General features: G+C 33.3%; 21 protein-coding genes and 1 tRNA gene. 13 read left to right on the plus strand and 9 right to left on the minus strand.

What is annotated here, in order from left to right; genetic code table 11:
* Nucleotides 1–352: 352 nt before the first annotated feature.
* Together PKK00_03610 and PKK00_03615 are read left to right on the plus strand one after the other, a co-directional pair.
* The gene (locus PKK00_03610) at nt 353–1,630 is read left to right on the plus strand and encodes a double-cubane-cluster-containing anaerobic reductase (protein ID HNW97484.1); all 1,278 of its coding nucleotides are present in this window, start codon (nt 353–355) and stop codon (nt 1,628–1,630) included.
* Nucleotides 1,631–1,728: 98 nt separating this feature from the next.
* Entirely contained in the window at nt 1,729–2,475 is a 747-nt protein-coding gene (locus PKK00_03615; GenBank protein ID HNW97485.1) for an acyl-CoA dehydratase activase, read from the plus strand.
* A gap of 56 nt (nt 2,476–2,531) precedes the next feature.
* Here PKK00_03615 and PKK00_03620 read toward each other — a convergent pair.
* Nucleotides 2,532–2,605: transfer RNA gene (locus PKK00_03620), tRNA-Ile, on the minus strand.
* 91 nt (nt 2,606–2,696) lie between these two features.
* On the opposite strand from PKK00_03620, the gene PKK00_03625 reads away from it, so the two are divergent.
* Entirely contained in the window at nt 2,697–3,320 is a 624-nt protein-coding gene (locus PKK00_03625; GenBank protein HNW97486.1) for an HAD family phosphatase, read from the plus strand.
* Here the strand turns inward: PKK00_03625 and dusB are convergent, their stop codons facing one another.
* Entirely contained in the window at nt 3,321–4,304 is a 984-nt protein-coding gene (dusB, locus tag PKK00_03630) for a tRNA dihydrouridine synthase DusB (GenBank protein ID HNW97487.1), read from the minus strand.
* Nucleotides 4,305–4,460: 156 nt separating this feature from the next.
* On the opposite strand from dusB, the gene PKK00_03635 reads away from it, so the two are divergent.
* Nucleotides 4,461–5,285 (plus strand): CPBP family intramembrane metalloprotease, encoded by an 825-nt coding sequence (locus PKK00_03635; protein ID HNW97488.1) that lies wholly within the window; start codon nt 4,461–4,463, stop codon nt 5,283–5,285.
* Nucleotides 5,286–5,325: 40 nt separating this feature from the next.
* Here PKK00_03635 and PKK00_03640 read toward each other — a convergent pair whose 3' ends face one another.
* A complete protein-coding gene (locus PKK00_03640) occupies nt 5,326–6,105 on the minus strand; it encodes an energy transducer TonB (GenBank protein ID HNW97489.1) in 780 nt (259 codons plus the stop codon).
* Nucleotides 6,106–6,344: 239 nt separating this feature from the next.
* Here PKK00_03640 and PKK00_03645 point away from each other — a divergent pair, with 239 nt between their 5' ends.
* The 6 genes from PKK00_03645 to PKK00_03670 all read left to right on the plus strand — a co-directional run bounded on the left by PKK00_03645 (nt 6,345) and on the right by PKK00_03670 (nt 13,770).
* Entirely contained in the window at nt 6,345–6,830 is a 486-nt protein-coding gene (locus tag PKK00_03645; GenBank protein ID HNW97490.1) for an RNA polymerase sigma factor, read from the plus strand.
* A gap of 2 nt (nt 6,831–6,832) precedes the next feature.
* Nucleotides 6,833–8,140 carry a hypothetical protein gene (locus tag PKK00_03650; protein ID HNW97491.1) on the plus strand — a complete coding sequence of 436 codons (1,308 nt, stop codon included), beginning with the start codon at nt 6,833–6,835 and terminating at the stop codon, nt 8,138–8,140.
* 101 nt (nt 8,141–8,241) lie between these two features.
* Nucleotides 8,242–9,675: a DUF2807 domain-containing protein gene (locus PKK00_03655; protein ID HNW97492.1), complete on the plus strand. Its 1,434-nt coding sequence runs from the start codon at nt 8,242–8,244 to the stop codon at nt 9,673–9,675.
* A gap of 124 nt (nt 9,676–9,799) precedes the next feature.
* Nucleotides 9,800–10,540, plus strand: a complete 741-nt coding sequence (locus PKK00_03660; GenBank protein ID HNW97493.1) for a YebC/PmpR family DNA-binding transcriptional regulator — start codon at nt 9,800–9,802, stop codon at nt 10,538–10,540.
* Nucleotides 10,541–10,690: 150 nt separating this feature from the next.
* Nucleotides 10,691–12,658, plus strand: a complete 1,968-nt coding sequence (locus PKK00_03665; GenBank protein HNW97494.1) for an ABC-F family ATP-binding cassette domain-containing protein — start codon at nt 10,691–10,693, stop codon at nt 12,656–12,658.
* A gap of 20 nt (nt 12,659–12,678) precedes the next feature.
* On the plus strand, nt 12,679–13,770 hold the full coding sequence (locus PKK00_03670) for a chorismate mutase (GenBank protein HNW97495.1): 1,092 nt from the start codon (nt 12,679–12,681) through the stop codon (nt 13,768–13,770).
* Nucleotides 13,771–14,052: 282 nt separating this feature from the next.
* On the opposite strand, the gene PKK00_03675 is transcribed toward PKK00_03670, so the two are convergent.
* From PKK00_03675 to thiL, 4 genes are all read right to left on the minus strand, one after another.
* Nucleotides 14,053–14,961: a magnesium transporter CorA family protein gene (locus PKK00_03675; protein ID HNW97496.1), complete on the minus strand. Its 909-nt coding sequence runs from the start codon at nt 14,959–14,961 to the stop codon at nt 14,053–14,055.
* Nucleotides 14,962–15,058: 97 nt separating this feature from the next.
* Complete coding sequence (gene gldD, locus PKK00_03680) at nt 15,059–15,655, minus strand: gliding motility lipoprotein GldD (protein ID HNW97497.1); 597 nt, start codon at nt 15,653–15,655, stop codon at nt 15,059–15,061.
* Nucleotides 15,639–16,952 carry a gliding motility-associated protein GldE gene (gene gldE / locus PKK00_03685; protein ID HNW97498.1) on the minus strand — a complete coding sequence of 438 codons (1,314 nt, stop codon included), beginning with the start codon at nt 16,950–16,952 and terminating at the stop codon, nt 15,639–15,641. The genes gldD and gldE overlap by 17 nt, the downstream gene beginning before the upstream one ends.
* 51 nt (nt 16,953–17,003) lie before the next feature.
* Nucleotides 17,004–18,050 (minus strand): thiamine-phosphate kinase, encoded by a 1,047-nt coding sequence (gene thiL, locus PKK00_03690; protein ID HNW97499.1) that lies wholly within the window; start codon nt 18,048–18,050, stop codon nt 17,004–17,006.
* A 99-nt stretch (nt 18,051–18,149) separates the two neighbouring features.
* Here thiL and PKK00_03695 point away from each other — a divergent pair, with 99 nt between their 5' ends.
* Nucleotides 18,150–19,490, plus strand: coding sequence for a dihydroorotase (locus tag PKK00_03695; GenBank protein ID HNW97500.1), 1,341 nt, complete (start codon nt 18,150–18,152; stop codon nt 19,488–19,490).
* A 24-nt stretch (nt 19,491–19,514) separates the two neighbouring features.
* Nucleotides 19,515–19,934, plus strand: coding sequence for a DUF4296 domain-containing protein (locus PKK00_03700; GenBank protein HNW97501.1), 420 nt, complete (start codon nt 19,515–19,517; stop codon nt 19,932–19,934).
* Nucleotides 19,935–19,939: 5 nt separating this feature from the next.
* Here PKK00_03700 and PKK00_03705 read toward each other — a convergent pair whose 3' ends face one another.
* Nucleotides 19,940–20,362, minus strand: a complete 423-nt coding sequence (locus tag PKK00_03705) for a hypothetical protein (GenBank protein ID HNW97502.1) — start codon at nt 20,360–20,362, stop codon at nt 19,940–19,942.
* A gap of 367 nt (nt 20,363–20,729) precedes the next feature.
* Here PKK00_03705 and gldA point away from each other — a divergent pair, with 367 nt between their 5' ends.
* Nucleotides 20,730–21,647: a gliding motility-associated ABC transporter ATP-binding subunit GldA gene (gene gldA / locus PKK00_03710; GenBank protein ID HNW97503.1), complete on the plus strand. Its 918-nt coding sequence runs from the start codon at nt 20,730–20,732 to the stop codon at nt 21,645–21,647.
* A gap of 74 nt (nt 21,648–21,721) precedes the next feature.
* Here the strand turns inward: gldA and PKK00_03715 are convergent, their stop codons facing one another.
* Entirely contained in the window at nt 21,722–23,779 is a 2,058-nt protein-coding gene (locus PKK00_03715; GenBank protein HNW97504.1) for an SPFH domain-containing protein, read from the minus strand.
* Nucleotides 23,780–23,963 lie beyond the last annotated feature (184 nt).

Raw genomic sequence — 23,963 nt, forward strand, 5'->3', positions numbered from 1 at the left:
TGTCGCACTCTATAAGTAAATACTGATTCATCAAAAGCACTGCAAGTAATTTGCAGCAGCATCAATATTTCAGGTGTCAATTGATATCTGGTGCTTCTATTGTGGGCATTGAGCTTTATGCTTTTTGTAAAGAAAAAAATATTATTTGTAATTTTTCAAAAGCTGAAAAATTTTCAGCATAACCTCTCTTTTTCTAATTCCTTATATTTTTTATTTCAATTAATTTTTTCTGAATTATTTTTCTTGCGAGGAATCGTGATACTCCTTGTCCTTCCTGCGTTTTATGAAAATAAATTAAAATCAATAAATAATCTCTTAAACAAATTAAGTATTAACCAAAAACAAAACTATTATGGCAGATTATCATGAAATGTGGGCAAGTCTGGGACTTGACCTCAAAACGCACGACATGGTTTTAGAAATCGTGGGCAAAGCTTATCAGGACATTTTTCTTTCGCAAAAGCACAGACCGAAAGGCATGTCCTATTTTGATTTCGTAATGAGCGAAATTCACGGATTACGTATAAAAGAAATCATGGATGCTAAAGCACAAGGCAGAAAAGTAGTTGGAACATTTTGTGTTTTTGTTCCCGAAGAATTAGTGCTGGCAGTAGATGCGGTCTGTATCGGACTTTGCGCTGGTGCTGAGTTAGGTTTCGAGGAAGCTGAAAAATTCCTACCACGAAATACATGTTCGCTTATAAAAGCTGCATTTGGATTTAAGCTCGCAAAGGTTTGTCCTTACATCGAAACAACAGATTTGATTGTTGGAGAAAACACTTGCGATGGAAAGAAAAAAGCTTACGAAAGTTATAAAGATATCGTAGGAAATTTATATGTGATGGATTTACCGCAGATGAAATCGCTTGAAGGACGCGCTCTTCTGAAAGCTGAATATAAAAAGTTTGCTCAGAAACTTGAACAAATGTCCGGCAAAAAAATTACGATAGAAAGTTTAAAGAAAGGAATTGAAATTGCAAATAACAAACGCAGAGCAATTCATCGATTGGCTTCGCTTCGCAGTGTTAATCCTGCACCAATATCAGGACTTGATGCATTGCTTGCTAACCAGGTATTTTTCTATGATGATCCTGAAAGATTCACGGCTTCTGTTAATACGATTTGCGATGAGCTTGATGCTCGTATCAGAGAAGGTGTAGGTATTGCAGCTAAAGGCACACCAAGAATTCTTCTATCAGGTTGTCCTATGGCTGTACCTAATTGGAAATTGCCATACATCATCGAAACTTCAAACGCTGTTATTGTTGGTGAAGAAATGTGTACAGGTGAACGAGGCACACAAAATCTTGTTAATATAAAAGGCAATACTGTTGATGAATTGCTTGATAATATTGTTGAACGATATTTCCAGATTGATTGTGCTGTATTCACTCCAAATTCAGGTCGATTGGAACATGTAAAAGAAATGGTAAAAAAATATAAAGCTGAAGGAGTAATACATTATGGGCTACAATTCTGCCAGCCTTATCAGATGGAAAGTAAAACTTTGGAAAAAGAACTGGAAAAAGCCGGTATTCCTGTATTGTTAATTGAAACCGATTACAGTCAGGAAGACGCAGGTCAGTTGAAAACAAGAATTGAAGCTTTTATAGAAAGAATTAAAAAATAATTAATTAAGGTTATAAAGGTATAGGGGTATAAAGGTATAAGTAAATATTTCCTGTATGCCCTTATACCATATACCTAATACCTAAATAAAAAATTCATATGATTTCAGCAGGAATAGATATAGGTTCACGAACAATAAAACTTGTTGTTGTTGAAGATGGAAAAATCAAAGTAGTAAGAAAATCAGAAAATTCTTTTGATACTATAAAAGTGTTTAATGAACTTTTAAAAGATGTTTCTTATGATGCAATTACTTCAACAGGATATGGAAGACATTTTTTCGGTGAATATTTTAAATGCGAAATTATCAGTGAAATCAAGGCTTTTGCAATAGGAGCAAAAAATATTTTGCCTTCTTGCAAAACAATTCTTGATATTGGAGGACAGGATACAAAAGCAATATTGCTTGATGAAAAAGGTAAGTTGAAAAAATTTGAAATGAACGACAAATGTGCTGCAGGCACCGGGCGTTTCCTCGAAATCATGGCAATGGCATTGCGTTATAAATTGGATGAATTTGGCGATATGGCATTGACAACAGATGAAACATCGAATGTAAATAGCATGTGTACTGTATTTGCAGAATCGGAAGTTGTATCGATGCTTGCACATGGCGCTGAAAGAACAAAAGTAGCAAGAGGAATACATCAATCAGTTGTAAACAGATCGGCTACACTGCTTAAAAGAGTAGGAATTGAAGATGATATTCTTTTTGCTGGTGGAGTAGCTTATAATAATTGTATGTTGTATTTACTCGAACAACAATTACAGAAAAAAATTTTTGTTCCGAAAGACCCACAGATAATTGGAGCATTAGGCGCCGCTATGCATTGTAATTTAAATTAAAAATAATAAGCGTGGATTTGTTATAAAAAAAACGCATGACTTTTGTCATGCGTTTGTGGGCCCACTTGGGCTCGAACCAAGGACCCTCAGATTATGAGTCTGATGCTCTAACCAGCTGAGCTATGAGCCCTGATTTCAGAAAAAATATAGATATTTGTAACTGAAACGGGTTGCAAATTAACATATATTTTCTTAATTGTACAAGAGAAAAAAATATATTTATGATAAAAAATTTAATTTTCGATTTAGGTGGTGTTATCCTGAATATCGATTTTTCAAAGTCTATTGAAGAATTCAGAAAACTAGGGATTACTAATATTGATGAATTATTTTCCCGATATTCTCAAAGTAAATTGTTTGATATGTTTGAAAAAGGAAATATATCAGAAAAAGAATTTATTGCTAATTTGAAAAAAACAATTGAAAAACCAGTTACAAATAACCAAATATATAACGCATGGAATGCTATGCTCCTTGATTTTCCAATGGACAGAATAGAATTACTTAAAGAGTTAAATAAAAAATATCGTATTTTCCTTTTAAGTAATACCAATGTAATTCATAATTCTGTATATAATGAACTATTAAATAAAAAATATGGAATAAATGATTTAACAATGCTTTTTGAAGAAGCATATTATTCGTTTAAACTTCATATGCGAAAACCGGATAAAGAAATTTTTGAATATGTTTTGAAAGGCAGTAAACTTAATGAAGAAGAAACTGTATTTATTGATGATTCGCCTGTTAATATAAAAACTGCTGAAAAACTGGGGATGAAAGTAGTTTTATATAACCCGGAAGATTCGTTAAAAGATGTTTTATTAGAAAATAAAATCCAATAATTATTCCTGAAATGCAGCTTTAATATTATCAAGTACCTGTAAAACCTGTTCTCTGTTTGTTGTCTGTAAAAGTATCATGCGGAATGATTTGAAATGATTCAAACCCTTGAAGTATCCTATAAAATGTTTTCTCATTTCGATTACCCCGGTACGTTCACCTTTTTTTTCTATTGATAATTCAAGGTGTTCTTTGCAAACATCAATTCTTTCAGTAATACGGGGCGTCATACAATAATTACCTGTAGAAAAAAAATCTTTAATATTTCTAAAGATCCATGGATTTCCAATAGTTGCGCGGCCAAGCATGATTCCATCAACGCCATATCTTTCTTTCAATTCTTTGGCAATTTCAGGAGAATTTACATCGCCGTTACCGATAATCGGGATAAACATTCTGGGATTTGATTTTACTTTTCCAATCAATGTCCAATCGGCATTTCCTGTATATAGCTGTGCACGCGTTCTTCCGTGAATAGTGAGTGCTTTAATTCCTATATCCTGCAATTTTTCTGCAAGCTCAACTATGGGTTTATTTTTTTCATCCCATCCAATTCTTGTTTTTACTGTAACCGGTAATAATGTTGACTTTACAACAGCTTCGGTCATTTTAATCATTTTATCAATATCAAGAAGTAAAGCAGCACCGGCGCCTTTGTTTACTACTTTTCTAACAGGGCAGCCAAAATTCAAATCAATTAAATCAGGTTTTGATTCTTCGGCAAGCTCTGTAGCTCTTTGCATGGAGCTGATATCATGACCGAAAATCTGGACTCCAATTGGTCGTTCAATATCTGAAATATCAAGTTTGGCAATACTTTTCCTTGCATCACGAATCAAACCTTCCGAAGAAATAAATTCGGTATACATAATATCAACTCCGAATTTTTTACAGATCATTCGGAAAGGCTTGTCTGTTATGTCTTCCATTGGAGCAAGAAAGAGTGGATTTTCTCCTAGCTCAATATTTCCTATTCTTAACGCCACTTGAAATAAAAAATTTATTAATTTCACACAAAATTAGAAAATAAAAGCATGCTTAAACCTCCTTTTATAAATCAGCTTCCTCCTTTTTCAAAACTTTTATTATTAATACTATTAGTGTTTTCGTGTGCTATATTTACTCTTTTTTTAGGAATATTAATGGGTACATTTTTTTGGGGAAGCAACATAATGGGGAATCTTGCATCAATAGATGCTGCTGATAGTTCATCCATAGCATTACAAAAATATTTTCAAATTGTAAGTCAGTTTGGAATGTTTATTTTTCCGGTATTATTATTTGCATTCCTTGATGGAGGAAATATTTCTTCCTATTTAAAAATAAACATAAAACCTTCTTTAAGAATATTAATTCTTTCAGGATGCTGCATATTGCTTGCATTACCATTTATTAATTTCCTTTCGGAAATAAATATGAAAATGAAATTACCTGAATCGTTTGCAGGCATTGAGCAGTGGATGCGTGAATCGGAAGATAAAGCAGGTCAGGTTACAGTAATGTTTTTAAATGTATCAACAATTTGGGGTTTCCTGATAAATCTTTTTATGATAGGTATTATTCCTGCAGTTGGCGAAGAATTTTTATTCAGGGGAGTTGTTCAACCTTTATTTTTTAAATGGACAAAAAATATTCATGTTGCAGTTATTATATCCGCATTTTTATTCAGCGCTATACATTTTCAATTTTATGGATTTATTCCGCGCTTTCTTATGGGTGTACTTTTAGGTTATTCATTTGTATGGACGGGTTCTTTATGGGTTCCTATATTCATCCATTTTGTAAATAATTCGGCAGCAGTAATTGTATCTTACCTGGTAAATAATCAATCCGCTTCAAATGCTTTTGATACAATAGGTACCGGTGAAAATGCATTGATGCCGGTAATCATCAGTATAATATTTACAACCACCACTTTGTTTCTAATTTATCAAATATCGAAAAAGAAAAATATTCATATTTTATAAGAAGTAATAAACCCGCATTTCAGCGGGCTTTTTATTATAATTATTTTTCAATTAAATCAAAGTGTATTGGAAGAACAAACCAAACCCTTACTGTTGTACTGTTTTGTTTTCCCGGTCTCCATTTGGGCATTGAATTAATTACTCGCAGAGCTTCTTCTCCACAACCTCCGCCAATATCATTCAATAATGTTACATTAGAAATACTACCATCTTTTTCAACTACAAATTTAACATGTACTTTTCCTTTTATTCCGTTATCTTTAGCGATTTGTGGATAAACTATATTTTTTGAAAGGTATTCGTGCATTTTTTCAATCCCCCCAATAAATTCAGGCATTTCCTGAACATTTAAAAAAACTTCATTGTTTGAAATTGGTTCAATAGGTGAATTTTTTTCCGGTTCTTTTACAACTATTATTCCGCCATCACCTATGTCAGGAGGAGTTCCGTTTTGTGTATTATACATAAGGTCTGCAAGACCACCATCATCATCTATTACTGCACTATCAACTAATATTGGTACAGTATAACGTTCAACTGGTAATGGCTCTGGTAACTCGGGAAGTTGGATTTCTTGTTTTTCAGGAGGTTCGCTAAGTTCAGTAAAATTGCAATCAACCTTTGTTTCAATTTTACTGCTTATATTATCTGTTAATCCAGCTAACAATGGATAGGCAATAACACAGAAAAAAAATAGCAGAGCAAGGAATAAGGCAATGGCTACATTTTTATTGTAGCTTTTCCTTAGGAGGAAGGCACCGTAGTTTTTGTTACGCTCTTCAAAAACTACATCATCAAGATTAACGTTTTTTGTTTTCATACCTTATGATTTTAAATTAATTGTAATACAATTATATATTAGTGGGGAGATGAAAGAAAGTAATAGTCAGTTAAGGGAAACGACAAAAAAATTTTCGGTAGAAAAATACCAGTGAAAGGGAACGGTAAGCATTGGACTAACAATTGTTTTTAAGATTATTGGCATTTTTTTTATCTTAGCTGTAACTTTTGGTTTTGTTGTTTCGTCATAAACACGAAAACACCCAATTTTCTAACATAATGACAACAGAAGAATACAATAAGTGTGTTGATGAATTTTCTGATGGTGTATATCGATTTGTATTGCATAATATACGCGATGAGGATAAAGCTAAGGATATAGTACAGGATTCGTTCATTAAAATGTGGGAAAAGGTTAATGATATTGAATACAAAAAAGGTCGTTCATATCTTTTTACAACAGCTTATCACACCATGATAGATGCGATTAGAAGAGATAAAAAAATAACTAGTTTTGAAGATATCGAATATAACCAGCAGGCATGCAATAAAGAATTTTTTGGGTTAAAGGAAGTGGTAAGAAATGCGGTTAATAAATTGCCCGAAATTCAGCGTTCAGTAGTGTTGTTGCGAGATTATGAAGGTTATTCATACGAAGAGATTGGAGAAATTACAGGACTAAACGAATCGCAGGTTAAAGTGTATATATACCGCGCCCGCTTGTTTTTAAAAGAATACATTGGCAAACTTGAAAATGTTTTATAAAAATGAATATCAACAGAAATAATTATGAGATTTGGTTTCTCGACTTCTACGAAGGTAAGCTCAACCCTTCGCAGATTGAGGAATTGATGAATTTTCTGGATGTTCATTATGATTTGAAAGAAGAGTTTGAAAACTTTGAAAATGTTAGCCTGCCTCCTATTAAAAAAGTTGTTTTTGACGGCAAAGAGCAGTTGAAAAAAAATATTTTAGTGAAAGTAGGCAATATCAATGAGTCGAATTATACTGATTATTTTATTGCTTACCACGAAGGCGATTTATCTGAAATAGAAAAAAATAATGTTCTACTGTTTCTTGAAAAAAATATTTCTTTAAAAAATGAATTTGAATTGTTCTCGAAAACTAAAGTTGCTCCTGATGAAAAAATAAAATTCGATTTAAAACAATGTTTAAAAAAGGAAACTATTTTATCATCTGCAAATATTAATGAGAACAATTATACCGAGTATTTTATTGCAGCTTTTGAAGGTGACCTGACTTTACAACAACATTCAGAATTAAAAGAGTTTTTAAATAAAAATCCTCATTTAAGTAAAGAATATAATTTATTCGGACAAACAAAAATTACTTTTGATACAGCTATTGTTTTTAACAGGAAAGAACAACTTAAGAAAACCGTATTATTGCAAAAAACGGTAAAAGTCCGCTATATGTATTATGCAATATCAGTGGCTGCTTCGTTATTGCTTATAATTTCAATATATGCTTTACTTGACAGAAATAATGTTCAACAAATTTATACTGCTGAAAGACGAAATATCGAATTAAAAAGTAAAAATGTACAAAAAATTACTGATAAATCAGTTGACAATACAGCATCTGATAATTATGCAGACAATACTCAAAAACAAAATATTTCTAATATTTCAGATAATAAAAAAAGTATTGAACAAACTGAAAATATTTATGCTTCTTCATTGAACAATGTTTTTATAGGTAATGATGAAAAAATAGAAATATCAAAAATTACGATTTATGAAGATTTTTATGCAATGGTTCAGCGAAAGAAAGAAAATGAAGCTGCAAAAGAAGAAAATAAGAATGATGACAATACAATATCATTAACACAATTTGCCTTATATAAAATTAAAAAATCAATTGCACCTCAGAATAAAAAAGATAAAATAAAACCCTCGGATAAGCTTACAGGATGGGATTTGGCCGATGCAGGATTAAATAAATTTAACGAACTTACAGGTGCAGAAGCAACGTTGGTGAAAAATGAAAATAACAATGGTTATAAGTTTTCATTTGGCGATAGCTTTGAATTAGCACACAATATCGGTCAGTAAAAGAAAAAAGTATAAAAATTATTTTTAAGCTGTAACTTTTAAAAATAGTAATTCGTCATATAAATAAGAAAACGGATTATTAACTATAAAAATAAATAACCATGAAAACAAATAAATATATTAAAGCTCTTGTAAACACAGGCTTTATATTAGTGGCAGGCATAATGACAGTTTGTGCCCAGACAACTACAAATAAAACTACTCTATCCGAATTTAATTCTATAGTTATTTCTGCTCCTGCTGATGTTATGCTTGTTCAGGGTACAGAAAATTCTATCAGTATTAAAGAAGGAGATTTACAAGATTTAGTTTCAACAGAAATTAAAGATAATGTATTGTTCATTAAAAAAGCAAAAGAAGATATTACAATTAATTTTGTAAAACTTGAAAAGCTTGAATTAATTTCACCTTGTGAAGTGAAATGTGAAACTCCAATAACCAGCGATAACTTTGATGTAAGACTTAAAGGTGCTGCATCAGAAGCTGATTTAAATGTAAATGTGAAAAACCTTACTACTTCAATTGAAGGAGCCGGAGACATTGAATATACCGGTACAGCCGAAACTCATAATTTAACGGTGTCAGGTGCAGGTGACGTTAGCGCATATGATTTAAAAACCAATTCAACCGAAGTAGTAATCAATGGTGCAGGTGATGCTAAAGTCAATGCTAAACAGGAACTGAAAGGAACTATTAATGGAGCCGGTGAAATTACATATATGGAAGAACCGGTTACCAAAGACATTAAAATAAATGGAGTTGGATCTTATGGTTTAAACAATGGCGTTTCTAATTCAGATAATGGTGATACAACAAAGGTCAGATTTGGTCATAAAAAATTATTAATCGTCGGCGATGAGAATAAACATGATTCAATAAAAAAAGCAAATCATAAAGATAAATTTAAAATATACTGGTCAGGAGTAGGCATAGGGGTTAACGGTTATTTAAATGCAAATAATAAAACTACAATACCTGCAGGTTATGATTTTCTTGACCTTGATTACAGAAAAAGTATTAATGTAAGTTTGAATCTTCTGGAGAAGAATTTCCCAATATGGAAAAACCATATCAACCTGGTTACAGGTTTAGGTTTTGATTTCAGTAATTACCGATTCAGCGAAAATTATATTCTAACTCCAAAAGCAGACTTTATTACAGCAGTTTATGATTCAGCTATAGTATATAAAAAGAATAAACTACAAACTTCGTATCTGAATGTTCCGCTTTTATTCCAGTTTGATACCAATCCTTATGGAAAACATAATCGTACAATACATTTATCAGCAGGTATTGTTGGTGGTGTAAAAATAGGTTCACACACAAAACAGTTATACGAGATTGACGGTGTTAAATACAACCCAAAAACAAAAGATGATTTTAACCTGAACCCATTCCGCTATAGTGCTATGGTACGCGTTGGTGTTGGAAAACTTGATCTGTATGCTTCATATGCGATGAATGGGTTATTTAAAAAGGATGAAGGCCCTCAATTGTATCCATTTACAATTGGAATAAATATTGCCGGACTTTAAACTCAACATATATTTTCTCCTAATATTTGGCCATCCTTATCATAGGGTGGCTTTTTATTTGAAAAGAGATAAAAATATTTTTTAACTTTACGCCCTTAAATTAACCTTCAATATTTAAAAATTTATGTCAGGTCACAATAAATGGTCAACCATTAAAAGGAAAAAAGGAGCCATTGATGCTAAGCGATCAAAGGCTTTTTCAAAAATTATCAAAGAAATGACTGTTGCTGTAAAAGAAGGCGGTCCCGATCCCGATAGTAATCCACGTTTACGTCTTGCAATTGCTAATGCAAAAGGTGTGAATATGCCTAAGGAAAATATATCCAGGGCAATAAGTAAAGCTGCCGATAAGGATTCTGCTGCTCTTTCTGAAGTTACTTATGAAGGTTATGCTCCCGGAGGTATTGCATTATTTATTGAAGCTACTACTGATAATATTCAACGAACAGTAGCCAATGTCCGTTCAATTTTTAATAAATGTAATGGAAGCCTTGGTACGAATGGTTCATTGAGTTTTATTTTTGACCGGAAAGGAATTTTTACTGTACCACAAGGCGATTTGGTTGAAGATGATTTTATTATGGAAGTGATTGATGCCGGTGCTGAAGACGTAGTGCTTGAAGATGGATTTTTCACCATTACAACAGCTATGGAAGATTTTGGTTCGATGATGAAAAAATTAGAAGCGATGAAAATAGAACCTGAAAGCGCCGAACTGCAACGTATTCCTAAAACTACTACTAAACTGGATAAAGAATCAGCACAAAGAGTTTTGAAAATTATTGATAATTTTGAAGACGACGATGATGTTACCAATGTATTCCATAATATGGAACTTACTGATGAATTAATGGAGGATATATAATATATCTTTTATTTTAGAATGCCTTAATAGATATTCCAGAAGTAAAATAATGAAAGGGAGCAGGATTACAGCTCCCTTTCATTATTTGAACGAGCCTTAAAAATGAATGTGTCATTATGATTTTTTATCTTTGTATACTTTTTTATAAACATGATTTCAGTAAATAATCTTTCTGTACATTTTACCGGGACAAATCTATTCGATGATGTTTCTTTTGTTATAGCTGATAAAGACAGGGTTGGATTGGTAGGCAAAAATGGCGCTGGTAAAACCACCCTGATGCGCATTATCGCCGGAATTCAGGAGCCTGAAAGTGGAAATGTAATCATACCTTCAGGAAATACCATAGGTTTTCTTCCACAGGAAATTACTTTTGTCAATTCCGGGAAGACAGTAATTGAAGAAGCAATGACTGCATTTTCGGAAGCATTGAAATTGGAAGAAAAAATAAAAAAAGTTACTTCCGAAATAGCAAGTCGTACCGATTTTGAATCGGAAAGTTATTACAACCTTCTTCATAAACTTACTGATGCTAATGAACGTTTTCAATTACTTGGCGGGCATAATATGCAAGGGGAAACTGAAAAAGTTTTGCTTGGGTTAGGTTTTTTACATAGTGATTTTTCACGGTCAATCTCTGAATTCAGCGGTGGATGGCAAATGCGCGTGGAACTCGCAAAAATTTTATTGCAAAAACCAAATTTTATTTTACTCGATGAACCTACAAATCACCTGGATATTGAATCAATCCAATGGCTTGAAGATTTTCTTATAAATTATTATGGAGCTGTGATGCTGGTTTCACACGACCGTGCATTTCTTGATAACATTACAATCCGAACAATTGAGATTTCACTAGGAAAGACATACGACTATAAAGCTTCTTATTCTGTTTATGAAAAAATGCGTACCGAACGCATTGAACATCAGACGGCAGCCTATAATAACCAGCAAAAGCAAATCGCCGATAATGAAAAATTTATTAACAGATTCAGATACCAGGCTACAAAAGCACGACAGGTGCAGTCGCGAATAAAATTGCTTGATAAAATTGAACGAATTGAAATTGATGAAACCGATAATTCATCCATTTACTTTCGATTTCCACCGGCCCCACATTCAGGAAAAGTAATTATTGAAGCCAATCATCTTACAAAAAATTATGGCAGTCATAATATTTTAAATGATTTAAATTTTCTTATCAATAAAGGTGAACGCCTTGCTTTTGTGGGAAAAAATGGCGAAGGAAAAACAACACTTTCACGAATTATTGTTCAGGAACTTGATTATACTGGAGAAATTAAGCATGGTCATAATGTGAAATTAGGTTACTATGCTCAAAACCAATCCGACCTTTTAAATCCTGATAAAACAGTTTTCGAAACTATCGACGATGCTGCTGTTGGTGAAATACGACCAAAAATAAGATCAATATTAGGTTCATTCTTGTTTGATAAAGATGATATTGAAAAAAAAGTAAAAGTACTTTCAGGTGGTGAAAAGTCAAGACTGGCTTTGGCTAAGCTAATTCTTAGCCCTGTTAATTTTTTAGTTCTTGATGAGCCAACCAATCATCTCGATATGCGATCGAAAGATATTTTAAAACAAGCATTATTAAAGTTCGATGGTACACTTTTGATTGTTTCGCACGACAGATATTTTTTACACGGATTAACCAACAGGATTTTTGAATTTAAAAATCATACCATACGTGAATACCTTGGCGATATTTATGATTTTCTTAAATCAAGAAAAATAGAATCGCTTCAACAACTTGAAGTCAATAAAAAAACAACAACTCAAAAGGATAAAAAAGAAAATACGGTTACTAATAAATCCAATTACGAAAAAAGAAAAGTAATCGAAAAAGAGCTTCGTAAAATAAAAACGCTGATTGAAAAATCGGAGGAAAAAATTTCGCAACTGGAACAACTGGTTAAAGAAACCGACGAAAAGCTTATTAACCCTGAAACTTATAAGGAAGTTTTATCTGATAAAACTTTTTACGCTTCGTACGAAAAAAATAAAAAATTACTGGAAGAAGAAATGAAACAGTGGGAAGAACTGCATGTTCAATACGAAGAAAAAGAATCGGAATATAACCGGGAGTTATTATGATTTTTTAACTTTACAAAAAAATGCAGGAAGTAAAACTCAACATAATACCTTTAAAAGAATGGCTCAACTTTCCTGAACGTCCTTTAATTATTAGTGGTCCGTGTAGCGCTGAAAACAAAGAACAGGTTTTGCAAACTGCAAAAAAATTAGCAAAGACTGGAATTGTAAATGTTTTTCGTGCCGGGATATGGAAACCCCGAACACGCCCTGATGCATTTGAAGGTGTTGGAGAAGCAGGATTGCCATGGCTTTCGGAAGTTAAAGAAAAAACAGGATTACCTGTTTGCGTTGAAGTTGCCACACCGCAACATGTTGAAGCAGCTATTAAAAATGAAATTGATATACTTTGGCTTGGCGCCCGAACAACTGCCAATCCATTTTCTGTACAGGAAATCGCTGAAGCCCTTAAGGGATATGATATTCCGGTGATGATAAAAAATCCGGTTACTCCCGATTTAAAATTATGGATAGGCGCAATTGAACGAATCAATAAATCGAAAATAAATAAAATTATTGCCATACATCGTGGATTCACTTCATACGAAAATACGGTTTATCGCAATGCACCTATTTGGGAAATTCCAATTGAATTGATGCGTATTTGCCCGGAGCTTCCAGTAATTTGTGACCCTAGTCACATCACAGGAAATTCAATGTTATTGGAAAGTGTTTGCCAGAAAGCACTCGACCTGGAAATGGACGGAATGATGATTGAAACACATGTCAATCCTAAGAAAGCGCTGTCCGATGCCAAACAACAAATCACTCCTGACGAATTGGTACAGCTTATTTCAAAATTAATCATACGCAGCAATTATACTGAAAATACGGAGTTCACAAATAAACTGATTGAACTTCGCTCTGAAATTGATAACATTGATGTTGAGTTGATTCATCTTATTTCAAAACGTATGAAGATTATTGAAGATATTGGCAAATTCAAAAAAGAAAACAATATAACCATTCTTCAGATTCGGCGTTGGAACGATGTAGTCCGCGAAAGTATTGAGCTTGGTGAAGAACTTGGGCTTAATCGTGAATTCTTACTAAAACTTTTACGGGTAATTCATGAAGAATCAATCCAAAAGCAAACCGATATATTTAAAAAATAAATATATTTACATGCCCAAATCAAACAAACAAAATGTATAAAAAAGCACTATATTTTTTTATAGTAATATTTTGCTTATCACTTCCCGCCTGTAATAAACATAAAAAAGAATCGTCAAAAGAAATTGCTGAAATTGATAGTTTAACAAATTCTCTTTCGGAGAAGATGAGTTACGATAGCATTATCGTGAAAAAATAATAAAGCGCCTTGGTTTTTATAAGATAGGATATTCAAATAAAATTAGAAATGTTGATTTTATTATATTTATAAAGGAAGATGAGAATTACATATAATTTTTCTTTTTGAAATAAAAGACAAATCCTACTACTATTAATGCCATTGATGAAGATACAATCCAGAATGCATAAGGATGGGTTTGAAAAGGGAGAACTATATTCATTCCGTATATACTTGCAATTAATGTCAGAGGTAGTAATATTGAAGAAATAAGTGTGAGGACTTTCATAATTTCATTTGTGCGGTTTGTTTGTAATGAATCGAAAGTTTTTGATAAGCCTTCAACTATTTCTTTGTAGTCTTCAGTAAGGTCCCACATCTTTTGGTACTTGTCTAATATATCGCCCCAGTATTCTTCCATATCCTCTGCATATCCATGTACTTCGCCTGATTCAAATTTATGGAACACCCGAAGTTGAGGTTTAAATATAGTATCGAGAATAATTATATTGCGGCGTGTTATAGAGATTCTTTCAATGGTTCGTTCTGCTTTTTTACGAAATAATTCGGTGTTGATATGTTCTACTTCTTCACCCAGTCGTCCAATAAGATAAAATGTTTCACCCAATAGGCGATCAAGAATTTCATAGAGCAAAATGTCGCTTGATTTTGACATTATTTCTTCTTTTACTTTTTCATTTTCCTTGGCAGCATTGAAAATATTCCGAACTATCCATTGGGAATTAGCAATTGTAATAACATATTTTTCGCCCCAGAAAACCTTTACTTCACTGGTTTTTATGAAACGGTTTGCTTTATCGAAAATAGGAAAATGAAGGATTATAAAATAATAATCGTCGTATATATCAAGCTTCGGACGTTGGGTTTTGCTTTGAAGGTCTTCCAGGTCGAGAGGGTGGAAACTGAAGTTGTCCTGCAAAAACTGTATGTCGTTGTCGGACGGGTTTACTATGTGGTACCATTTTAAATCATTGTTATGAATAGTTTCTATCATAACTCACCCCCTTTTATTAAACCTGGTTTCTACATTCCTTTAATTATTATGAATTGCAAAGTTAAATAAAAATTCAGCTTATATAAAACAAATTATATTAAACCTTCTTCCACTTCAATGTTTCAATCATGTGCTTTATATCTTTCTTCAGTAAAGAAATTACAGGCGCCAGCGAATCGTTATTAGGGGCAACATTAAAATATAAAGCTCCACGTATAAAATTATTCGTACTGTCAGTAACATAGAATTGGTAAGAAGAAGCAGCACCAATACCTTCAATATCGTATATTATTCCATAAACTTTATTCTTGCTAATATTAATACGTGTATCATCTATATTGCTTGCTTTAGCAATATGTTTCATGGCAAGATTGTAAGCATCTTCCGAATATTTTGAAAGATTATTTTTTACCACTTTATAGCTTAGATGCAATTGCCCTTTAAATTTTGGAAAATTAATATTTATCCAATATGGTTCAGCATTTTTTATTGAATCGGGAGAAATTTGAGAATATACAGGATACTCAAAAGAAAAAGGATAGGTAGTATCGAAAAGTTTGTATTCATTTTTAGGAAGGTCAATCCTGAAATATCCTTTTGGTTTGGGAACCGAATCGCCACCGCCACATGACAGGAACAGAGAAACACTCAACAAAATCATTAATGCAAAAATATTTTTAATTATTCGATTCATCGCTGTTATTTTTTTCGTTAAGTGTTACTTTAATTCGTTTAATGCTGCGCTTGTCGGCAGCTTCAACGGTAAAGATAAAATTTTTATAAAAAATCTTATCGTTTTTTTCGGGAATTTTACCTTCCAGTTCAAGAATCAAACCTGCCAGTGTATCTGATTCGCCTTTCTTTTCGCTGAATACAGTAGTGTCTATATTCATAATCCTGCAAAAATCATTAAGCAATGTTTTCCCTTCAAAAACAAAATTTTTCTCATCAAGTTTTGAAAAAATCACTTCGTCCGTATCGAATTCATCATTTATTTCGCCAACGATTTCTTCAATAATATCTTCCATAGTAAGCATTCCTGAAGTTCCGCCATATTCATCAATTACAATAGCCATATGATTTTTTTTCTGACGGAATTCCTGTAAAAGGTCATCGATTTTTTTACTTTCAGGAACAAAAAACGGCGGACGCAATAATACCTGCCAGTTGAAGTCTGCTTCTTTTTCAATATGTGGCAAAAGATCTTTAATATGTAAAATACCTGTTATATTATCTAAATTATCTTTATAAACAGGGATTCGCGAATAACCTGAATCGAGAATAATATTCATTAATTGTTTGTAATCTGTTTTTATTTCAACGGCAGTAATATCCATACGCGAATGCATCACTTCTTTTACATCGATAATATCGAATTTTACAATGCCTCTTAAAATCTTTTTGTTTGCATCGGGTGTGTCTTTTCCTGTAGTGATATCAAGTGCTGCAGAAAGGTCGGTAATGGTAATGTTGTTCTTGCGTGTAATTCGTTTATCAATTACAGAAGTTGAGCGGATAAGCAATGAACTAACCGGGTAAAAAAGTTTTATACAAAAAACCATTGCTCTCGACATAAAAGCTGCTACCTGCAAAGCATAATGTGTAGCATAAATTTTCGGTGTAATTTCTCCTACCAGTAAAATAAGAAATGTAACCAGCACCACCTGAATAATAAATGCAATCCATAAACTATCGCCAAAATCAAATAAACCTGTTGTAATAAAAGAAGACAGAATAACAATACCTATATTTACAAAATTACTTGCTATCAGTAATGTTGCGAGTAAGCGTTTGGGATTTTCAAGTAATTTCAGGATAATCTTACCGGAACGGGTTTTCTTATTTTTTAATTCATTTAAATGAATCGGCTTTAATGAAAAATAAGCTATTTCTGAACCGGAGAACAGCGCCGAGAAAAATAGAAGTAAAACCATTGCAATAATTTCAATTGCAATTTCAAACGAAAAAGGTTTTAGTATCAATAATATCATTTCTACTTTTGAATAAAAAGATTTGTATAAATCAAAATTATAAAATAATTATCATTTATTTTTCAGAAAAGCATCCCATCCCTGGGCTTTTACAGGTATAGTACCACCATTACGTGTTATGATATTAATGCCGCTTTCAGTGATATGGCCTATTGGTGTTATTCCTGAAATATTTTTCAACTTTTCAAAATCTTTTGGCGATACAGTAAATAGTAGTTCATAATCTTCGCCTCCACTTAGTGCAGCAGTTACAGCATTAATTTTAAATTCTTCACCCATTGAAATGGTAAGAGGATGTATCGGAAATTTTTCTTCGTATAAAGCACATCCTTTTCCTGATTCCTGGCATATATGGATAATATCAGAAGCAAGTCCGTCTGAGATGTCAATCATAGATGTTGGAACCACACCGGCTTCTTTAAGTCGTTTCACAATGTCTGTTCGGGGTTCGGGTTTTAATATTCGTTGCAAAATATAATCATAACCCGTAAGTTCCGGTTGCATATCGGGATTGCTTTTATAAACCATTTTCTCACGCTCAAGTAGTAACAAGCCCATATATGCAGCGCCCAAATCGCCTGATACAAGAACAATATCATTAACACCCGCTCCGCTTCTATAAGTTATTGATTCTTTCTTTGCCCTGCCAATCACTGTAATCGAAATAAATAATCCGGCAGCGCTTGCAGATGTATCGCCTCCTACAAAATCAACCTGGTATTTTTTACAAGCCAGTTTTATTCCTTCATATATTTCATCAATTGCTTCAAGCGAAACCCTGTTGGATAGAGCTATACTTACAGTAATTTGTTCAGCTACTCCGTTCATTGCGGCAATGTCGCTGATATTAACAGCGGCTGCCTTATACCCCAAATGTTTGAGAGGCGTATATGCCAAATCAAAATGAACTCCTTCGGTAAGTATATCAGTCGATACAAGTATTTCATCCGTACCGCAACTAATAACAGCGGCATCATCACCAATGCCTTTAATTGTTGATTTATTATAAATCTCAATATTTTCCGAAAGATGTTTTATTAAACCAAATTCACCCAATTCGGAAATTTCAGTTCTTTTATTTTTTTCTTTTCTATACATACTGCAAAAGTAAGTTAAATGATAATAACAAAAAAACCTTTTAAAATTTCAAAAGTCAAAAAGAAAAAAATCTGTAACTTGCCGTTTTATTTTATTTATATGAAATATATCATTACTGGCGCTAGTATTGTAAATGAAGGAAAAATATTTAAAGCTGATGTTGTAATTGAAAACAACATTATTACTGAAATAGGACAATTATCCGGGAAAAATATTTTTGGTAAAACAGAAATAATAAATGCCGAAGGAAAATATCTATTTCCCGGAGTTATCGACGACCAGGTACATATGCGCGAACCAGGGCTTACACATAAAGCCGATATTTATTCTGAATCGAAAGCAGCAGTTGCGGGTGGTGTAACCTCATACATGGAAATGCCGAATACCGTTCCTAATGCAACAACAATCAATATTCTTGAAGAAAAATATAAAATTGCTACTGAAAAATCGTTGGCGAATTTCTCGTTTTATTTGGGCGCAACAAATGAAAATATTGATGAGCTGAAAAAAATCAATAACAAGAATGTTTGCGGAATAAAAGTCTTTATGGGAGCATCTACAGGTAATATGCTTGTGGATAATGATGTTGTTCTTGATAAAATATTTTCATTACCTGATATACTGATAGCAACTCATTGCGAGGATGAACAAACCATTAAGAAGAATACCGAATTGTTTAAATCACAATACGGCGATGATATTCCTTTTTCGGCGCATCCACTTATCAGAAGTAATGACGCTTGTTATAAATCATCATCGCTTGCAGTAAAACTTGCAAAAAAATATGATACAAGACTTCACTTACTACATTTATCCACAGCAGAAGAAATGTCATTACTCGATAATTCTGTTTCGCTTGAAAATAAAAAAATTACTGCTGAAGTTTGTGTTCATCATCTATGGTTTTCAGATGAAGATTATGCCGGCAAAGGCGCATTAATTAAATGGAACCCGGCAATAAAAACAAAATCCGACAGAGAAAATTTATGGAAAGCTTTACTCGATGGAAGACTTGATGTAATAGCAACCGACCATGCGCCGCATACTTTTGAAGAAAAAAACAATAATTACCTGAAAACTCCATCGGGAGCGCCATTGCTGCAACACTCATTAGTGGCCATGCTTGAATTTTATCATCAGGGGAAAATATCACTCGAAACCATTGTACATAAAATGTCGCATGCACCGGCAATCTGCTTCAATGTTGAAAAGCGTGGGTACATTCGTAAAGGATACTTTGCTGATCTGGTTTTGGTTGATTTGAATAATCCATGGACGGTAAACAAAAATAATATTCTGTATAAATGCAATTGGTCACCCTTTGAAGGAACCACCTTCCGTTCTAGCGTTTCACATACATTTGTTAATGGAAATCTGGTTTATTGCAATGGAAAATTTGATGAATCGGAAAAAGGAAAACGATTACTTTTTAACCGTTAAATTTTTATTCGTTAATTTTGTAAAATGAAACAACTGCGAATACTAATTTATTTTTTTTGTTTGATTTCTGTATTCTTTTCATGCAATAACAAAAAGAAAGAAAAAGAAGAAGAAAGAAAAAAAGCATTACAAAATGCAGACATCATGCCAAGTGATAAATTGGCCGATGTTTTAACCGATGTATATCTTGCTGAAGGAGCAATGTGTTTAAAAGAAATTCATGCCGATAATCCTGGTTTTTACGCCAACAAATATTTTAAATACGTTTTTGATAAACATAATGTATCAAGCGAACAATTCCTCACCAGTTATAAGTATTATGCTGCCGATGCTGATGAAATGCTTAAAATAATTGAGATGGTTTTGAACAATCTTACTCAACAACAGGGAATGATAGAAGGAAAACCGGCAGTTTCCGAATCCGATAAAAAAGAAAATAAGTAATAAATTTATTGTTTGGTAAATTCAGCAGTGCAGGTATCAATATCAGCGCCATCACTTACATTATATTTCCAGCTTATTTTAGTATTGCTATTATAAATACTTCCACTTCCGCTTTTGATAGTAAATCCACTTACTGTTTGCTCTGGAATATTAGCATTATCACCAGCTACAACAGCATACACTTTTTGTGATGTTCCAAGATGATAAAAATTTGAAAGGTATATTTGTGAACTATTCCCTGAATTCAGTGTAATAGCAACGGTAAATGAAGAGCTCACGTTTTGATTGCTGTTTTCGTTACATGTCCAGTTGCCAACAAATTTATCGCGGGGATCTGTGGTATCATCATTATTATCATTAGGGTCGCAGGAAACCAGTAAGCCCACAAATGATGATATTATTAATGTATAAATGAAAAGCTTTTTCATAAAAATTAGTTATTGATAAAATTAACCAATATAATGTCAATAATATAACAACAAAGATATTAAAATGCATTCATTCATACAATAGAATGTTCAATATCAGAAAAACCTACTAAGGTTAAGGAGACGAAATTGGTTTTGCTGATTGTCGAAAGTTAAAAGGTTGAGCAACTGGTTTGGTTGAAAGTTGTAAGGTGAAAAAATACTATTGACAAAAAACAAAATACCTGACCAGCAGCCAAACCTATTAACTAATACCAAAAACAGATTTTTTAAACCAAAGAATAATCCTATTTTAATAATGTTTAACAACGATTTGTGCTGATTAAATAAGTATTTTCATAATTTTGCATTATAAAATCTTTTCATCATGTCAATAAAGGTCGATAATATTACGAAGCTGTATGGCGAACAAAAAGCATTGGATAATGTTTCATTTAAAATTGATGCCGGAGAAATTGTTGGATTGGTAGGACCTAACGGAGCAGGTAAATCGACCATGATGAAAATCATCACATGCTATCTGCCACAAACATCAGGAACAGCTTCTGTTTGCGGCTTTGATGTAGTTGAAAACCCAATTGAAGTAAAAAGAAAAGTAGGGTACCTTCCTGAACATAATCCTTTATACCTTGATATGTATATAAGGGAATATCTTGAATTCATTGCAGGAATACATAAGATGGGGAAAAAGTCAAAAGAACGTGTTTCAGAAATGATCAACCTTACCGGGCTTGATGTAGAAAAGGGAAAAAAGATCGGAGCGCTTTCAAAAGGATACCGCCAGCGTGTAGGTCTTGCCCAGGCACTTATTCATGAACCCGAAGTGCTTATCCTGGATGAACCTACTTCAGGTCTTGACCCTAACCAGATAATAGATATCAGAAATCTTATAAAAAAAATTGGTAAAGCAAAAACCGTTTTGTTTTCTACACATATAATGCAGGAAGTAGAAGCTATTTGCGATAAAGTAATTGTTATTGACAAAGGAAAAATTGTTGCGAATAAAACTACTGTTGAAATGCACAAGATCAATGAAGATTATGTAAGTATTTCGATTGAGTTAGGCAGCCCTGTAAATAAATCGCTGCTGAAAGAAATCCCGGGAATTATAGAAGTAATAAATATTAACAGCAATATATGGAATGTTAAAGCAAATAAAGAACCCGATATTCGCCCGGAGATTTTTAAGTTTGCTGTTAAGCATAATATTACTGTCCTTTCAATGAAAGAAGAAGAACAATCGCTTGAAGAAACTTTCCAGAAGCTTACAAAAAATAAATCGTAAGAATATTTGGTGAAGAATAAATAAAAAAACCTCTGATCAATTCAGAGGTTTTTTATGTTGTAGGAAACAATCAATTATTTAGTCGGTTTTGTTTCTTTTGTTGTTACTACATCTTCTTCCTTTTTTGTTATTACCTTCGTAAGATAAGCAGAAAGCAATCCTCCCATATTATTTTCTCCCTGTACAAGAAAATCAGGTGTAACTTTAATATTACCCGTAGCAATTTGTTTTGCAATTTCTATTGAGGTAACACCCTGCTGACCGATTGCTTTGTTCTGAAGTTCATAAGCAGTAGCGGTTGCCTGCCCGATTGCAAGAATTTTAGAACCTTCTGCATCTCCTTTTACTTTTATTCCTTTAGCTTCTCCTTCTGCGCGAATTCGTGTACTTTCAGCTTCTCCTTCAGCAAATGTAATGGTCTTTTGTTTGTTCTGTTCAGCTATCTTCACACCAATTTCTGCTTCTACTAATTGTTTCTGAAGCTCTGCTTCTGAACGGGTTTTTTCTGTAGCAATACGCGTTTGTTCTGCTTTCTGCTGTTCAGTATACATTGCCTGTTGTTGTTGTGCAATAACTTTCTTTGTCTGGGTGTCCATCAGTTCCTGCGGAAGTTTTATCTGGCAAATTAAAACTGAAACGCATTCCACGTGATATTTTTCAAGTTCCATTCGGGCGCGTTCTTCTGCTTTCTTTTGCTCGTCCTGCCTGTCCTGCATAAAGTTCATTGCCGATGTTGATGATGCCTGGTTCCTGAAACTTGAATCGATCATTGGATGTATCACATGATTGATAAGGTTGTCAATGGAGCCAATTTTTGAAACCATGTATGGTGCCTGATCCGGGCGTACACGCATAATTACTTTTACCGATACACTTATTTCAAAACCATCGCGCGATACGACTTTCAATGGGTCGAATTTTGTTCCATCCACATCGTCCCAATCAATAGTGATATTTGTAGTATCAATAATGTAAGCGATGAAAGCTCTTCTGTTCAGGTAATATATACCAGGACCTGCAACTTCCTGTTGAATCCCGCGATATCCTTTTGGAACAACATATCTTTCAATACCTACATTTACGCGTTTTTCAATATCTTTAACCTGGTCAGGATTTATTTCTTCTATTGATGTTTGCTCAATGATTTCTTTGACCTGCTTAGGTTCTTCACCGACATTCGATACCAATACAGCAACCTGTCCGCGTTCCACTACGGCAACATTATCAAGTTCCACTTTAAACATCAATGGGTTTATATAATATGTTCCCGGACGAAGAACGTCAAACTGCGGCCCTCTTTGTCCTCCCTGTGTTATGAATTTTGATACATGCTGATAGTCGTTATGACCGGTAACGGTTTTTGCTACATATTCTCTTTCGGGTAATGGTTCTCCGTCGAGTGCAGTAACCAATCCAACTTTTCCTGATGGGATAATAGATGCTTCTCTCATTTCAACATGGAAAAGATCAAGGTTGATACGGTATGTACCCGGTAAAAGTATTTCTGATTGTGGACCTTTTTGTCCGTGATTTTTCAAAAAAGCATCACCGTTCTCAAAATTAGAATGTCCGGGAGCTGTTATTGCCAAAAGTCTTCCGGGAGAAATTGCTTCACCGTCCATAGCTGTTACAATTCCAATCTGTCCTTTATCGATTACGGTTACGGGAACATTTCTTACTTTAAATAATGCGGGATTAATTCTGTAATTACCTGGAGGTAATATTTCAATCTGTGGTCCTTTTTCTCCGGAGTTTTTCAGAAATGCTTCACCATCCTGAAAAGAATTATGATCCATAACTACTTTTGCAAAAATTTTCCCTGGAGGTACAGGGTTTCCGTCAATGGATTCAATGATCCCCACTTCATTTTCGCCTATAATGGTAAAGCCAACTTTACGGGCTTTATATATGAATGGAACCAGTAAATGTAAACCGGGGCCCAATGTTCTGGCTTGCACACCGATTTGGTTTTTCATTGCAATAACGCGTCCCTGTGGCATTTTTGCTCCAAACCAGCGCCGTTCTAAAATTGCGATCGATCGTCCACCAACAACAATAATAGTGTTAAAAAGCAGTATTAATGCCGCAATTACTATTATCACTGTGTAAATTAAAGTTAAGTTTTCTGTCATAATGATTTCCTGTTAAGTTGAAATTATTTCTATTTTAAATCAAAATTATGAAAATAAATCAATGCTTTTTCTTTTCCTGTTTCTTTTATATAAAATATTTTGTTCCTATTATTTTATAGTTTTTATTAAATCAATAGTTCGTTAATTTTTTTATACGTTTTAACAAGCAATTTTACCAAGCCAT

The sequence above is a fragment of the Bacteroidales bacterium genome, from assembly GCA_035353855.1.
Taxonomy (GTDB): domain Bacteria; phylum Bacteroidota; class Bacteroidia; order Bacteroidales; family CG2-30-32-10; genus DAOQAK01.